The 15,439-nt window shown below is 43.8% G+C and carries 9 protein-coding genes; 2 read left to right on the plus strand and 7 right to left on the minus strand.

The window, feature by feature from the left end:
- Nucleotides 1–183: 183 nt before the first annotated feature.
- Entirely contained in the window at nucleotides 184–2,781 is a 2,598-nt protein-coding gene (locus ACHUFN_RS00645) for a VolA/Pla-1 family phospholipase (protein WP_394220331.1), read from the minus strand.
- Between the two features lie 319 nt (nucleotides 2,782–3,100).
- Between ACHUFN_RS00645 and ACHUFN_RS00650 the strand changes: the two genes are divergently transcribed.
- Complete coding sequence (locus ACHUFN_RS00650; RefSeq protein ID WP_394220332.1) at nucleotides 3,101–3,847, plus strand: YciK family oxidoreductase; 747 nt, start codon at nucleotides 3,101–3,103, stop codon at nucleotides 3,845–3,847.
- A gap of 97 nt (nucleotides 3,848–3,944) precedes the next feature.
- Here the strand turns inward: ACHUFN_RS00650 and glnS are convergent, their stop codons facing one another.
- A complete protein-coding gene (glnS, locus tag ACHUFN_RS00655; RefSeq protein WP_394220333.1) occupies nucleotides 3,945–5,612 on the minus strand; it encodes a glutamine--tRNA ligase in 1,668 nt (555 codons plus the stop codon).
- 299 nt (nucleotides 5,613–5,911) lie between these two features.
- Between glnS and ACHUFN_RS00660 the strand changes: the two genes are divergently transcribed.
- Complete coding sequence (locus ACHUFN_RS00660) at nucleotides 5,912–6,934, plus strand: LacI family DNA-binding transcriptional regulator (RefSeq protein ID WP_394221022.1); 1,023 nt, start codon at nucleotides 5,912–5,914, stop codon at nucleotides 6,932–6,934.
- A 151-nt stretch (nucleotides 6,935–7,085) separates the two neighbouring features.
- Here the strand turns inward: ACHUFN_RS00660 and ACHUFN_RS00665 are convergent, their stop codons facing one another.
- The 5 genes from ACHUFN_RS00665 to ACHUFN_RS00685 all read right to left on the minus strand — a co-directional run bounded on the left by ACHUFN_RS00665 (nucleotide 7,086) and on the right by ACHUFN_RS00685 (nucleotide 15,395).
- The gene (locus ACHUFN_RS00665; protein WP_394220334.1) at nucleotides 7,086–8,789 is read right to left on the minus strand and encodes an alpha-amylase family glycosyl hydrolase; all 1,704 of its coding nucleotides are present in this window, start codon (nucleotides 8,787–8,789) and stop codon (nucleotides 7,086–7,088) included.
- Between the two features lies 1 nt (nucleotide 8,790).
- Nucleotides 8,791–10,272, minus strand: coding sequence for an MFS transporter (locus ACHUFN_RS00670; protein ID WP_394220335.1), 1,482 nt, complete (start codon nucleotides 10,270–10,272; stop codon nucleotides 8,791–8,793).
- A gap of 38 nt (nucleotides 10,273–10,310) precedes the next feature.
- Nucleotides 10,311–12,263 (minus strand): glycoside hydrolase family 13 protein, encoded by a 1,953-nt coding sequence (locus ACHUFN_RS00675; protein WP_394220336.1) that lies wholly within the window; start codon nucleotides 12,261–12,263, stop codon nucleotides 10,311–10,313.
- Nucleotides 12,264–12,409: 146 nt separating this feature from the next.
- Nucleotides 12,410–14,365 (minus strand): alpha-amylase family glycosyl hydrolase, encoded by a 1,956-nt coding sequence (locus tag ACHUFN_RS00680; RefSeq protein ID WP_394220337.1) that lies wholly within the window; start codon nucleotides 14,363–14,365, stop codon nucleotides 12,410–12,412.
- A 124-nt stretch (nucleotides 14,366–14,489) separates the two neighbouring features.
- The gene (locus ACHUFN_RS00685; RefSeq protein WP_394220338.1) at nucleotides 14,490–15,395 is read right to left on the minus strand and encodes a PEP-CTERM/exosortase system-associated acyltransferase; all 906 of its coding nucleotides are present in this window, start codon (nucleotides 15,393–15,395) and stop codon (nucleotides 14,490–14,492) included.
- Nucleotides 15,396–15,439 lie beyond the last annotated feature (44 nt).

A 15,439-nucleotide genomic window follows, 5' to 3' on the forward strand; every position in this document is an offset into this window, starting at 1 on the left:
CACATGTATTTTGAATAGTGTTTTGAAAGTGTGCTGATGTACAGATCCGACCTCGATTTACACTACATTAACAACCATCAACATTCAAACAACATTATATTTTTGATACAAAAAAGCCGACGAGACCGTCGGCTTTTAATATTTCTCGTAACGCGATTCAACGCGTGTGCTTAAGCGTAATACTTAGTTAGCTACAACACTCTCATCTTCAATTGGCAGAACCAACGCATCTGAAGCAATGTAACCGGCCACTTGTTTTTGCATTTCAGTGGTTACCGCTGCACTCGCAGCCGGGCTTAAGCTAGAAGCATGAGCGCCGCTATTAAACAACACAATACCGCTAACAGGGTCAGCACCTGGCCCTTGCGTGGTTGTTACTTGCTCTAGTCCAATAGTTGCAGCTAATGGTAACTGACCTGCTAATGGTAGCACGGTAGAAACTGGGATTACTTGGTCTGGCAAGTTCTCTTCGCTTCCGTCACCTACAACCGTCATCATATGAACAGGTGTATTGCTACCTAGCGTTTGTGCGTAGTTAGTCGGGTCACCGGCGTCCATAACAGTCTGCGCTGCGAACGCAAACTCAGCAAATACAGCGTTTACGGCAGCTGCTTGTTCAGCGGTTAGGTTATCTTCAAAAATACTAACGGCATTTCGAAGTTGCTCTTCACTAACGTCAGTTGTGTCATAAAGCTGATTAAGCAATGCAACGAAGTCTTCAGACGCTTGAGATAGTAGCAAGCCTTTAATAAGTGGGCCAAATGCCGCCGACTCTAACAAGAACTGTGCTACACCGCCTCCAGGCGATTCAAGTGACGCTTGCTTAACAGCGAACATACCGTCAAGTGCAGCTAAATCACCACCCATAGAAGTATTCGCCACAGCAGCAAAGTTGCCGCCTGTGATTGCACCTAACGAAACACCCATAATAGACACACGGCTCATATCGAACTTAACGTTTTGTGACGCCGTTGTATCAACAACCGCATTTAGGCCTAAGCGCAAGCCTAATAAGTCGGAAACGCTTTGACGCAAATTGTCTCGTGCAGTCGGAAGGCTTTGTAAGTTCATATAATGAACAGCGGTTACCGTAGTAGCATTAATTTCGTCTGTACCGTCACCGTTTAAGTCAAAACCACGGCTACCGTGTAAAGGCTGGTCAATCGCGACAGACGCAATACCTGCCAGAGATAACGCACCAGTAATTGCTAGCATATCTTCTTTTTTGCTCGTAATGCCGTGCGCTAGAATTACCACTGGCCACCCCGCCTCAGGCATGCTAACAGAGAAGCCCAAAGCGCCCGCGATTGCTGGGTCAGGAATAGTTACCTGAACGTCTAGCGTTTCGGTTCCCATATTTCCGCCTGTAGGCTGAGGGTATGGGTTAAACTTAGTAATATTTCTCGCGCTGTCTAACATTTCACCGTTAATACGAACGTCAGCAAGACCAAGCGTTGAGCACAGCTGTGCATTTGGACCTGGGTCTGCATCTGCCAGTAGTTCTTGTGGTGCACCCGCTAAGACAATCCCGCTGTCACATGCTGCTGTCCAGAACTCATTTACCGGTGCTAGTGGATTTTCGGCACTAGGAACACCTAGGAAGTATGGTAGTGCGATATTACCTTCATATCGCTGCGCTGCACAAAACGGCCCTACTTGCGTTAAAATTGCTGTAGAAACACCTACCGCAAAATCATTTAACCCACCCCACTGGGCAGCTAACTGACCAGAGGCTGTGCCGGCAAGACCTGCACAAGTTTCTAACGCGCTGAAATCAGTTGCGTCAATTGCAGCTTGAACGTTGTCAGGTAAACCTTGTTTACCTTGTTCAACCGCCCCTGCAACAACTGTAGAATTCACCAACCCGATTGCTTCCATAGCATTTGGTGCTGCAGCAACGTCGCTTACGGTAATAGCAGGTAAGGCTGTTGGAGCAGATGGATCGCCAACTGCAGCAAGTTGTGCAAAGGTACCAATCATTACCTTTTTGATGGTGTCTAAAGAATTAGCAACAGACTGTGTCGTAAATGCTGATACGTAGGTGATGTCCTCACGCGCAAATCCAGCACCAATCACCGGGTTAACCAGTGAATTAACTAAACCTTGAATTTGCAACTGAGCATCGCTAGACAAGGGGTTCGTGTTGATATCTTGTCTTACTAAATCCCACGTGGTCGAGCCTTGAACTGATTTCCCAGAAGAATCTTTTAAGTCAGTAGTCATCACAAGCATATACCCTTGAGCAGCTTTCAGCGGCTTCAATGGTACAAACGTAATGGTGTTACTGTCTGCAAGGCTTAATACGTAATCAACACCAAAGGTTAACTGATCGCCAAGCTTACAGCCTGCTGAAGGTGTAGTAATTTGTGCACAGTCTGGGTCGCTTTGATCAAGACCAAGTGTTGCCTCGAACAACAGGACTCCAGATGCAAGAGAGCTTTCATCCAGCGATGCGCCAGCTGGCGTTTCTACGTTGATAACGAATGGATGTTGAGTAGACCATCCATCTAACACGTTAAGTGCGTTTTGTGGGTCGCTGAAATCTGTAGGATCAGCAACTGGAATATTTAATGTGTAATCGAAGAAACCATCATCGCCCGGAAGCATTAGAAGGTCGTTTGGAATGTTTAAGTTACCACCAGCTGGATCGAAAACGATTCGTGAAAATGGTGTTTGGACTTCTGTTTCGGCTTGAATGTCGGAAAGGGTTTCATCGGAGCCACCACAGCCTGCTAGACCCAGCGCAAGGGCCACACTGGAACTTAATACGAGTTTTCTCATCTCTACTCCCTACAAGCATTGTTGTTATTCTGTGTCTAAAACTTTGCTCTTTATAAAATTAGCTTCGCCTACCCTGGCTTTCAGGCGTAGTGTGTCGTTTTAAACATGTTAGACCAGTTGTATCTACCTCAATCTTATTGACTTTGTTGCAACTTTGCAAAGTTTTGTTAACTACTTTTGTTAACTTTTTTTACGTTTAAAGATTTTTGCATTCAATGTTTTACTTGTGAGTCAGGCTGAGTATGATCTGCAGTCATAATTAGCCTAAGGGCATTTGGTCCTTATTATCGCGATTAAATAAACCTTTTAAAGGAATACAATGAACGATTACAACGCACCAGCGGATTTGTTGCGAGACAAAGTTATTTTAATCACCGGTGCCGGCGATGGCATTGGTGCACAGGCCGCAAAAACGTATGCTGCTCACGGTGCTATATGCATTTTGCTTGGTAGAACGGTGTCGAAACTAGAAACCGTATACGATGAAATTGTTGCTGCTGGTGGCCAAGAGCCAGCAATTGTTCCGTTAGATATTAAAGGCGCAACGCCCTCTCATTATCAGCAAATGACCCAAACCATTATTGATCAATTTGGTCGACTAGACGGTGTTCTGCACAATGCTAGCATTCTAGGGCATTTAAGCGCATTTAAAGACATTGATGCGCAAGAATGGCAAGATGTCATGCAAACAAACCTAAACGGTATGGTCTTTATGACGCAAGCGCTCATCCCTGCCCTAGAAAAGGCCGAAAACGCTTCTATTGTTTTTACAACGTCTAGCGTCGGCAGAAAAGGTCGAGCTTTTTGGGGAACCTATGCGGTATCTAAGTTTGCAACGGAAGGCGTTATGCAAACGCTTGCCGACGAATACCAAAACAAGTCATTGCGCTTTAACTGCATCAATCCAGGCGGCACTCGTACACATATGCGTGCACAAGCATTTCCTGCAGAAAACCCAGAAACGCTAAAAACACCGGCTGACATCATGCCTATGTATCTGTATTTAATGGGTAATGACAGTATCGATGTGAACGGTCAGTCGCTAGACTGCCAGCCAAAAAAATAACTATTTGAATTTGCCAATACAATTCTGATACACAAATAAAAAAACCGCTTAAGTTCCCTTAAGCGGTTTTTTCACATTTGGACTCTTTAAAGATAGGTTACTCGCCTATTTTGGCCCACGTATCTCTTAGCCCAACAGTACGATTAAATACTGGTTTGCTTTCTGAACTGTCGTTATCTACACAGAAATAGCCAGTGCGCTCGAACTGCCATGCACCGACTTCCGGAACATTATTAACCAGACCAGCTTCTACCCAGCCTTGCTTAGTTTCTAGCGATTCCGGATTAATTGCGTCAGTGAAGTTTTCTTCAGCTGCAGGATTCGGCACGTTAAACAAGCGGTCGTAAAGCCTAAACTCTGCAGCTTGCGCTGTCGCTGCGTCAACCCAATGAATAACACCTTTCACTTTACGTCCATCGGCCGGGTCTTTACCCAACGTTTCAGGATCGTACGTACAGTAAACCGTGGTGACGTTGCCAGCCTCATCTTTTTCTACGCGATTTGCTTTAACCACATAGGCGTTTCGAAGACGTACTTCTTTATCTAACACCAAACGCTTGAATTTCTTATTCGCTGACTCGCGGAAATCTTCGGCTTCAATGTACACTTCTCGACTAAAGCCGATGTTACGCGTACCCATGCTTTCATCGTTAGGATGATTAGGAGCAACTAAGGTTTCAGTCTTGCCTTCATCATAGTTTTCAATAACGAGTTTTATGGGGTCTAACACGGCCATTGCACGCGGAGCATTGGCGTTAAGGTCGTCGCGAATGCAGGCTTCCAACATAGACATTTCAACCATGTTGTCCATTTTGGTTACGCCAATACGCTTACAAAATTCAACGATTGAGCCAGGTGTGTAGCCGCGGCGGCGTAGGCCTGCAATAGTAGGCATACGCGGGTCATCCCAACCGCTTACATGGTTCTCTTCAACCAATTGAATTAAGCGACGTTTGCTCAATACAGTATATTCCAGGTTTAAGCGAGAAAACTCGTACTGACGCGGTGTGCATTCAATAGAAATATTCTCAATAACCCAGTCATATAGACGACGGTTGTCTTGAAACTCTAATGTACACAGCGAGTGCGTAATTCCCTCAATCGCATCTGAAATGCAGTGGGTAAAATCGTACATTGGATAGACACACCACTTATCACCTGTTTGATGGTGATGAGCGTGCTTCACTCGGTAGATAACCGGGTCGCGCATGCACATGAAAGGTGACGTCATGTCTATCTTTGCGCGTAAGCTGCATTCGCCTTCTTTGTAATCGCCTGCCGTCATCTTGGCAAACTCGCGAAGGTTTGTTTCAACATCCGTATCGCGATAAGGGCTATTTTGACCAGGCTCTTTCAACGTACCGCGCATTTCACGCATCACTTCCTGCGCAGAAAAGTCGACGTATGCTAACCCTTTTTCAATAAGTTCAACAGCATAAGCGTGTAATTGGTCAAAGTAGTTTGATGAATAGCGCGCTTCTCCGTCCCAAGTAAAACCAAGCCACTGCACGTCTTCTTTAATAGAGTTAACGTAAGTAATGTCTTCTTTTGCTGGATTCGTGTCGTCAAAACGCAGGTTGCACGTACCTGTGTAGTCTTGTGCAATCCCAAAATTCAAACAAATAGACTTAGCATGGCCTATGTGAAGAAAACCGTTCGGCTCTGGTGGGAACCGAGTTTTGATAGCGTCATGCAGACCACTAGATAGGTCTTTATCTATAATTTGACGGATAAAATTGGTCGGACGGTGCTCAGTCTCGGCCATTCGCATGTTCCCCTTATGCACGTAATATTTCAAAAATCGCATTGAGTATAACACTGTCACAATTGGTTCAACCATGTTTTATTCAAAGAAGCCTAACAAGTGGTTGAATTAGCGACGATCCAACTATTTAGTCTTCTTTTGACAATAAACATTTGTAATAAACAACCAGCGCTGTGCTAACAATTGTATAACTTTAAGAGGCTAGCCCCATTAAGCGCACGCAAAATACACGCGTTAATTGAAAATTATGGTAATCTAAAGTCGCGACAACATTGTCGTAGCAGCAAAACATGGTGTTTATGAAAGAAAAAGCAACCTCTTTTGATATTGCCCATTTGGCAGGGGTTTCACAATCAACGGTATCAAGGGCTTTAAATAATAGTCCGCTTGTTAATCAGGAAACCCGTGACCGCGTTCAGCGTATTGCCAGGGAACTCAATTACAAAGTCGATAAGAACGCCAGTAATTTGAGAAAACAAAAGAGCAGCACAATTGCCCTACTCTTGTTTGAAGACCCAACGTCTGATGACTCGATGATTAATCCGTTTTTCCTTGCGATGCTTGGTAGTATTACTCGCGCCTGCGCGCACGCGAATTATGATCTGTTAGTTTCATTTCAAAACTTAGATGATGATTGGCATGCTGAATACGAAGACTCGAACAAGGCCGATGGAATTATATTGTTAGGTTATGGTGACTACACTGACTATCAGAACAAAGTAGCCCAGCTAGAATCTCAAGGCACACATTTTGTTCGATGGGGAGCGCCAGATGAAGCTCATCCCGGTGTAAGCATTGGTTGCGACAATTACCAGGGCGGTCAAAGCATTACTGAACATCTGATCAGTCTTGGGAAATCTTCATTTGCGTTTATTGGTGACAATGGAGACCACGCACCAGAGTTTAAAGCGCGTTTCAACGGATACTTCGAAACCCTTCAATCTCATGGGCTTGATAAATCAAGCGTGCAGCGCAACGCCAATTCAACTGAAGACGCGGGCTCTGAAGCGGTTAAATCACTGCTTCAAAGTGGCGAGCTACCGCAAGCGATTGTGTGTGCATCCGACCTTATTGCCATGGGGGTTTTACGTGCGTTAAGACAGGCCAAAGTGAATGTACCCGATGATGTCGCAGTTGTTGGCTATGACAACATTGCTGTGTCTGCCTACACCACCCCTTCACTTACCACGGTTCAGCAAAACACTAAACTGGCTGGTGAACTGTTAGTTAATACGTTGTTGAAAGCCATCAATAATGAAGAAGTTCAAGACTACCTAATGCCAGCTGATGTGATTATTCGTCAGTCTTGCGGTAGTGAATAACCTGAAGTCTTAAGAATTCGCTTTCGTCAGCATTTCAAATATTAAAAAGCCCCGTAAGCTAAGCTTCGGGGCTTTTTAATTTAATCGTCGTTTTAACTGGAGGCGTTCTGTTCAATTTATTTTAACGCTACCTACCCTTACAACATCGCTTTTATTGACGAGCAAGCTGATATTCAATTTGAGCGCGTAAAGCAGAATTACTCACTTTTCCTTCGCGAACCCAAACTTGTACACCATTCGGTGCTACGGTTGCAGTTAACGCCCCGTCGTTTGCGATATTTACGGTTTGACCAGACAACTGCTCAACCCACTGACCAGACTGCATAAACTCGTTAACTTCAAAAGACTGCGCACTTTCACCTTTGTTCAGTAAAACTAACGCAGTTTGTTGCGCATCATTGGTGTCCACTACACGATAAAAAGCCGCGCTATGCCCTTCTAGTTCAAGGTTAACCTGAACACCGCGCTGCAGTGCCACTGTATTTTTACGTACATTCGCAATTTTCGTTAAGGCTTGCTGTATGGGATGCGTTTTTGCTTTATTAAGACGCTCTTGGCCCACGTAATTTCGGTTGCCCGCATGTTCAGCCGTGCCGCGCATATACCCAATTTCAGACCCCATATACACAACTGGGATTCCTCTTACAGTAAACAACCAGTTGTGCGCATTAATAAAGCCGTTATCGGTTGCGTTTATACGTGCCATATCATGATTGTCGTAAAACGTTGTCAGTTCATAGGGGTTTTTATAAGGCCCATGAGTAAGGTGAAGTACCTTCTCTAAATCTGCAAAGTCGCTCTCAAGCGGCTTTTCGAATACACTGACCATCGCTTTTTGCATTGGAAAATCTAAAACGCTCACACCACCATTTTTTTCCAACGTATGTTGAGCGATATTATTAGCCTCGTAATCAAAGGCTTCGCCAAACATAAAGAAGTCTGGGTTTTGTGCGCGAATTCGATCAGATGCTTCGCGCCAAAACGAATGAGGTACATGCCTAATAGTGTCGATTCTGAATGCATCTGCACCTTGTGAAATCCAATGCAAGTAGCTATTGATAAGGTAATCACGTACCGCAGGGTTTTCATCGTCAAGGTTCGACAGCTTTACCAAATCTGGGTAGTTATGAAAAAACGCGTGAAGTGGGTTATTTTCCGGGTCTAATTCTTCAGGTGCCAAATTTTGATGATCGGCAACAAGATTCCCTTCTTTATCGTAAAGCTCACCGTATCCCGGTAAATCTTTTTCCATTGTAAAGCTGGGTGTTCCATGGTTAGCTACTATATCAAACACCGATTTTAGGCCGTGTTCACGCATTTTCGCGGTGTAGTCGCTAACGCTTAAATCTTCGCTAATAAGGTGCTCATCCGCTTTATAAAAATTTGTAGCCCAGTACCCGTGATAACCCGTTTTACCACCATCTTTAAATGCGCCACCGTAAGTAATGGGTTCATCACCATTAAAGGCATAGTCGGGGTTATCGTGAACCGGAGTCATCCAAACAGCGGTAAATCCCATATCCTTAATGTACTCGGCGTTATCTAAAATACCTTTTAAATCTCCCCCCATGTAACCGACGTAGGCTTTTTTACCCTCTGGGCCTTCAAGCGGAAGTTGCCACGTTGGGTGCTCACCACCTTGGTCCACGTGGTTATTAGACGCATCGCCATCTACAAAGCGATCGGTAACAACAAAGTAAACAGATTCACTGGCAAACGGTGTTTGAGTACCCACTATACTGCTATTTCCCGTTACTTGAGCTCGGTTGCTTGCATTAGAGTCTGCGGTACTTGAACACGCTGAGCATAAGACTGTGGCTACAGTAAGTGCAATCGTAGTTCGATTAAATAACATATTAAGCTCCTTCTGCCGCTTCAAGCTCTAATTTATCGGTTTCTTTTACAAAAAATACTGACACTGCACCAATAAGCATTGATACACCTGCAACAACAATGATGTATTTTGCATCGTTATCAAACACGCTACTTAAGATCCAGCCGGCAGTTAAGCCTGACACAATTTGCGGCGCAGCTACGGTAAAGTTAAATATGCCCATGTAAACGCCAGTCTTGTTTGCCGGAAGTGCGCCAGCAAGCATGGCATAAGGCATAGCAAGTATTGCGGCCCAAGCAATACCAACGCCTATCATTGGAATAAGCAGTTTAACTGCGCCTAGCGGAACTGTAACTTCGGTGATAAGTAAGTTTACGTTTACCATTGTTAGGTCTTGGAACAGTAAGAAGCTTACGTAGCTGAGTCCACCTAAAGCCAAAGAACTTGCATATACCGTTTTACGGCCAAATTTGTCAGCTAGCTTGGCTAAGAAAATAGAGAAGATTGCAGCAAACACCGAGTATGCAGCGAACAAAATACCTACCCAATCGCCAGCCGCGCCTTTTGCCATGATGATTGTTTCTGGAACCATTGGCGCTGCGGCAATGTATGCTGGGTCAAACCACTGTTTATCAACATTCCAAATGTGTTGTGTAATAGCTGGTGTTGTATACACCCACATAATAAACAAAGCAAACCATGAGAAGAACTGAACTACAGCCAACTGCTTCATAGTTTTTGGCATATCCTTCACTAGCGTGAAAAACTCTCCTAAGCGCTGTTTAAGCGGCGCTTTTGGCGCTTTTTTGTCAAGAGGGCTCTCATTAGTTAACCCTTTATAACGATTATACTCTTCGGGTGCGTATTCTTTTGTACGAATGACGGTCCAAATTACCGTGCCTAAAAGCACAGTTGCACCGATATAAAATGCCCAAACCACAGAGGGTGCAACCTCGCCCATTTGCGCAGTATTTTCTAAGCCTATAACGTTGGTCAGTACAAACGGTAGAATTGAGCCAATTACCGCACCAATATTAATAAGTAGTGATTGGATAGAATACCCGACATTGCGCTGAGATGGCGGCACCATGTCAGAAACCAATGAACGGAAAGGTTGGAAGCAAACGTTAAACGAAGCGTCCATAAGGGCAACCATCAACGCCCCCATTAGCATTGGCGCTAAAAATGCTACAAATATCGGTGCGTTTGGTAGAAGAATCATACCAAGCACAGCGGCAATGGCACCGGCTAGGATAAATGGTCGGCGTCGGCCCAAACGGTTCCAAGTTCTATCGGATGCTGAACCGACAATAGGCTGTACGATTAGCCCCATTATTGGTGCGACAAGCCAAAATAGCGATAATGAATGTAGGTCTGCGCCTAGGTCAGACAGTATTCGGCTTACGTTTGCGTTTTGCAGTGCAAAACCAAATTGAACACCGAGAAAGCCAAAACTGACGTTCCATATTTGCCAGAAAGACAGGCGTGGTTGAGTTGCTTGCATATTTTGCTCTATTTATTGTTTTACTGTAATTAATAATGTTATTGCACAATGAAGACACTGGCAGACATGGCTGGTAAGTTTAACGTATCTGAAGTGTTAAATATCTTTCCATCGCTCACCCTCTTTAGTGTGTCGTGTGAACTTAGCATTTCTGCGTATGAACTTAGCGGCAATTCCACCGATTTTTTATTTAAGATAACCATAATTTTTTCAGACTGCGCGTTTTGTTTCTTTGCTTCGCGGCGCTTGTTTTCTTCGTCAGTACTCGCCACTCGAAAATAGGTATAAACACCATCTTTGGGCGCATAGTGCTTCAATTCGCCTTCAAATAACCACGGGTGAGATTGGCGTAATGCAAGAAGCGCTTTAACACGGGATTGTGCCCAGCTTTCTTCAGAAGTAAGCCCTTTTCCAGTAAACCCGTTCTTGTCGTTATCTGATGGCCAACCACCTGGAAAATCAGAACGTATGATACCGTGGTCGTCACTCCCCTCATTCCCCATCAAAATTTCAGTACCATAAAAAACCTGTGGTATGCCTCTTGTGGTAAGAAATAGCGTCATCGCCATGTTCCATTTTTCAATGTCATGGTCTAATGCGGTAAATATTCTGCTCATATCATGGTTATCTGGGAATATAACCAAGTTGTTTGGCGCGCCATACAGAAAGTCAGTAGCCAGTGTGTCATAAACACTTATAAAACCAGAGTTCCAGCTTTCATCAAAACTTAGTGCTTTAACAACTGATGCTTGTAACGGAAAATCCATTACAGAAGGTAACGCGCTATCATAATCATCGTGACGATGGCTTGTTGCCTGCCAGTAAGCTGTAATCGCAGGGTTCACCGACCATTCTTCGCCAACAATATTAAAGTTTGGATATTCGCGCATTAAGCGGTTTGTCCATTGACTTAAAAATGCTTTATCAGAATACGAATAGGTGTCTACACGAATGCCGCTAAGCCCAGCAGTTTCAACCCACCAAATCGCGTTTTGAATGAGGTAGTTTGCCAAATGCGGATTGCGCTGGTTTAAATCTGGCATAGTTGGAACAAACCAACCGTCGCTAAAACCTGTAATATCACTATCTATGGCGTGAGGGTCGTGCAATGACTCACGTTTATGCGTTGTTCCTACAAACTCGCCATTATTGTTAATCCAATCTTTCGAAGGAGCATCTTTCATCCATACGTGATTACTTCCGATATGGTTAAGCACCATATCCATGATGATGCCAATGCCATGCTCCTTCGCCTTTGAACTTAGTTCAATAAATTCGTTGTTAGAGCCAAAACGAGGATCCATTTTATAGTAATCGGTCATGGAATAACCATGGTAGCTATACTTCTCCATGGCATTTTCAAGCATGGGCATGGTCCAAATTTGTGTGAACCCCATGTCTTTAATGTAATCAAGGTGTTCGACAATACCCTGAATATCTCCACCGTGACGCCCACCTTTAAAGTCACGGTCTGCTAATTCTGCGTAGCCTTCTACATTGTCATTTTCGGGGCTACCATTAGCAAACCTGTCAGGTGCAATTAAATAAATTGCATCACGTGGGCCAAACCCTTCACGCAATGCTGAACCTTTCTCTCGCTCAAGTAGCGAAAAATTTATCTCTCGTGAGGTTCCGTCATTATCACTAAGCCGCAACACCAAATTTTGTGCTGCTGCTTCAGATGTATCTAGCGTAATGAAAAGATAATTTTCACTATCAAGTGACTTGATTTGCTGCAGTTTAGCGTCGCCTTTGACGATAGAGACAATATCATCCGCTACGCCTTCACCATGAATCATCAACTCAACGTCTTTATTTTGCATGCCCGCCCACCAGTTCGGTGGATAAACATCAATGTCATTGTTATTAGCTGAATAGGTGGAAAAAGCGGGCAATGTAACCGCAATGCTAAGAAGAACTGGGAGTGCGCGCTTTCGAATTCCTGCGCTAGAATGATTAGTGGCTTTGTTTACGCTTTCAAGTTTAGACACATCAACCCCATGTTAAAAATACGTTAAGTGCAGGATACTGATGAGATACTACCTCGCACACTGAAACAGACCAACGCTCTGCATACGTATTCACGAAACACCATGTAAAAAACCATGGTGTTTCGAGTTAATTCTACGGTGCCTTCTTAATAAGAAAAGACTTTGGTTTCTAACGCTTCAAGCGACAAAGTTGCTTTATAGCCATTGAGACCTTTTTCAAGCGTTAGGCTTTCGTGCGATAGCAAAGGATTTAAAGTCAGAGACTCAGCGTCACTTTTCACTACATCTGCGGGTACCGTTAATGCAATCGAGCCTGTCGAGTTATCACTAAAATTAGCAACTACTAACAGGCCGTGACCGTCTTTTTCACGTACAAATGCGAATTGCTTCTCAGTATATGCCGAGCCTTCAACACTAAGATTTTGAGCGTGCAGGCTTGTGTACTTTCCTGTTACTGCACTATGAGACGCAGCGATATTCATCACGTCTTTATAAAACGTGTGTAAGGCTTTTTCTTGTTCTGTAGATTTCCCGCCATCAAATTCACCGCCATTCATAAAGCGTTGATGTGCTGGTACGCCTACATAGTCAAAAATTGAAGTTCGGGTCGGATCGCCAAATCCCGTTTCCTCACTACCGTCTTCACCCACATCTTGACCAAAATACAGTAGTGTTGGAGAAGCGCTTATAAGCGCACTCACGGCTAGCGCAGGTTTCCCCTTTTCAGCACTGCCTGCAAAATCAGGGCTTGCGATACGCTGCTCGTCATGGTTTTCTAAGAAATGAAGCATATTAGGAGCGATATCGCTAATCTCATCATGAATAGCAACAAGATCGCTAACCTCACCTTTCCCTTGCATTATGGTTTTCAACGTATCGTAGAACCCTACTTTATCGTACAGATAATCCATCTTTCCTTTTTGGATGTAAGCACGGTATTTATCTGGTTGATAAACCTCGGCCAAAAGAAACGCGTTGGGATTTTTCTCTTTAATACTACTATTTAAAAATGACCAAAACTCAACGGGTACCATTTCAGCCATATCGTAGCGAAATCCATCCACGCCTTTATCTATCCAATAATGTGCAATATCTCTAAACTTGTACCACGAGTCAGGAACATCTTTCCCCTCCCAAAACGCCGCATGAGCTTCAAAAGGTTTGTTACTATACTCCTCTGGTAACGTTGGAAAATCGTAGGTGCCATCTGGTCGGACACCGTAATTTACTTTTACCGTTTCGTACCAGTCGTTAATATCAGGTTGAGCAGCCCTAGCGCCATTCCCCGTCCATTTCGCTGGGAACTCGTCGAATTTACCGTCAGCTAGAGGGTGTTCTTCTCCACCAAGCGGTTCGTAGTCATTACTTGACGGAACTTTAAATGCTTCACCAACCACGTAGTAGAAGTTGTTATCTCGCGCATATTCAACCGATGTGTCATCTAGTTCGCCAAAGTCGTTAACACCTTCAGGTGCAGAAAGTGATTGGTAATCACGTGCCACATGATTAGGTACAATATCAATAATCACTTTCATTCCTGCTTCATGCGTTCTTGCAATAAGCGCTTCAAATTCCTCTAGGCGCTTTGCAGGGTTGTCGGCAAGATCAGGGTTAACGTTGTAATAATCTTTAACTGCGTATGGGGAACCCGCGCGCCCTTTCACAACATCAGGATCATCATTTGAAATCCCATAATCGGTATAGTCGTTGATCACAGCGTGATGAGGAACACCCGTAAACCAAATGTGGCTAGTACCCAATGATTTAATCGCCTGTAACGCTTTGGGCGTGAAGTCGCTAAATTTGCCAACACCATTTTGCTCTACCGTACCCCAAGGTTGGTTTTTCGTATTCTGATTTCCAAAAAGGCGGGTAAAAACTTGGTAAACCACCGGCTTACCTAATCTTTGCTCTGTGCTGTTGAGATTTGACATTTCTGCTGAATCGCTTTGACTAGACGATGTGGGGCTTGAGTCTGCACCAGAAGCGTTTTGGTTACTTACAGATGAAGGCCCTGAGCACGCACATAACCCAATAGCAAGCATAGCAACAGTTAGCGGTTTGAGGCAAAATCGAGAATGAAAATTTGGCATTGAATTCATTAGTAAAATGTAAGTTATGCCAACAGGATACGCGTTAACCGTTTGTTAAAAAACATGCATACGTATTCAAAAATGAAATAGCCACCTTAAAAGGTGGCTATTGTATTAATTGCACGTGCTAGCATCACGCAGCGTGAGCAATGCGCAGAGGCCTAATGGTGTTATTTACACGAGGCTCACAAAGGTTACCAATTGCCTTAAGGGCACTTTGCAGCTCCGAGTTAATCGTTCTTTGGAAGCCTTTTAAAGGCTTGGCAAGGTCTTCTAAAAACACATGAGTTGAAAGTCTATACGGCATGCGCTTACCATTAAACTCAATGGCACCACCTACTGGAGTGAAGTTAATTCCAAATGCTTTCATCCGCCTTGCTAGTTTCGGCTCCATTAGCACATAGGCATGTTTAACATTTAAATGTAAACATACACTCGTTGCCATAAGATAAAGTGCAATAGAAAGATACGGAAAATGTTCAATGTTGAAAGGAACATTTTTCTTCTTCTTTAGCTTCTCTAATTTATCAGAGGGTAAAATTCTTGAACGCAATTGACGCATTCTAAATTCTTTAGGAATAGCTAATCGAGATATTTCGCATACACTGTGAGGTGCCATACTAGAAGGTAAAAGTGCACCATCACCAATTACGTCTGCACACTTTTCCTCTAATGGCAGCGCTAGCCCGGCTTCGGTTGGCAGTACGAGTCTTATCGTACCTGCACATTCTCCGGTAGGGAGATGTTTGATATAACAATTAATAGACCTGTCATCAAACTTATCTTTTTCAAGTGCTGTAGCGTTCTTTTGCTCGAATTTCATTTCTTCACAATAAACTTTGTGACGTGTTTTGTAACTCACTTGTTTTTCGCTTTCTTCGTTAGCGATCACAAGCTCGTAACGGCTAAAGAAGAAACTAGAAATACTCTCTTCAAGTGAGAGACGATTCGGAATGACCCTCGAAAATTTTTGAGGTAGTTGATTTAGTTTGTTAGACACGGCGCCATTAAACGCTCGAACCGCGCTCATCGATCTCATATTCAACGCAAAGCTCCCCTGATATAAATTTATTATTAGGCCTG

Origin of the sequence: Alteromonas gracilis (assembly GCF_043642145.1) — a bacterium.
GTDB classification, from domain to species: Bacteria; Pseudomonadota; Gammaproteobacteria; order Enterobacterales; family Alteromonadaceae; genus Alteromonas; species Alteromonas gracilis_B.

Coding starts and splice junctions, on each gene's coding strand:
- ACHUFN_RS00645 (WP_394220331.1), bottom strand. CDS start 2,781: ATGAGAAAACTCGTATTAAGTTCCAGTGTGGCCCTTGCGCTGGGTCTA.
- ACHUFN_RS00650 (WP_394220332.1), top strand. CDS start 3,101: ATGAACGATTACAACGCACCAGCGGATTTGTTGCGAGACAAAGTTATT.
- glnS (WP_394220333.1), bottom strand. CDS start 5,612: ATGGCCGAGACTGAGCACCGTCCGACCAATTTTATCCGTCAAATTATA.
- ACHUFN_RS00660 (WP_394221022.1), top strand. CDS start 5,912: ATGAAAGAAAAAGCAACCTCTTTTGATATTGCCCATTTGGCAGGGGTT.
- ACHUFN_RS00665 (WP_394220334.1), bottom strand. CDS start 8,789: ATGTTATTTAATCGAACTACGATTGCACTTACTGTAGCCACAGTCTTA.
- ACHUFN_RS00670 (WP_394220335.1), bottom strand. CDS start 10,272: ATGCAAGCAACTCAACCACGCCTGTCTTTCTGGCAAATATGGAACGTC.
- ACHUFN_RS00680 (WP_394220337.1), bottom strand. CDS start 14,365: ATGAATTCAATGCCAAATTTTCATTCTCGATTTTGCCTCAAACCGCTA.
- ACHUFN_RS00685 (WP_394220338.1), bottom strand. CDS start 15,395: ATGAGATCGATGAGCGCGGTTCGAGCGTTTAATGGCGCCGTGTCTAAC.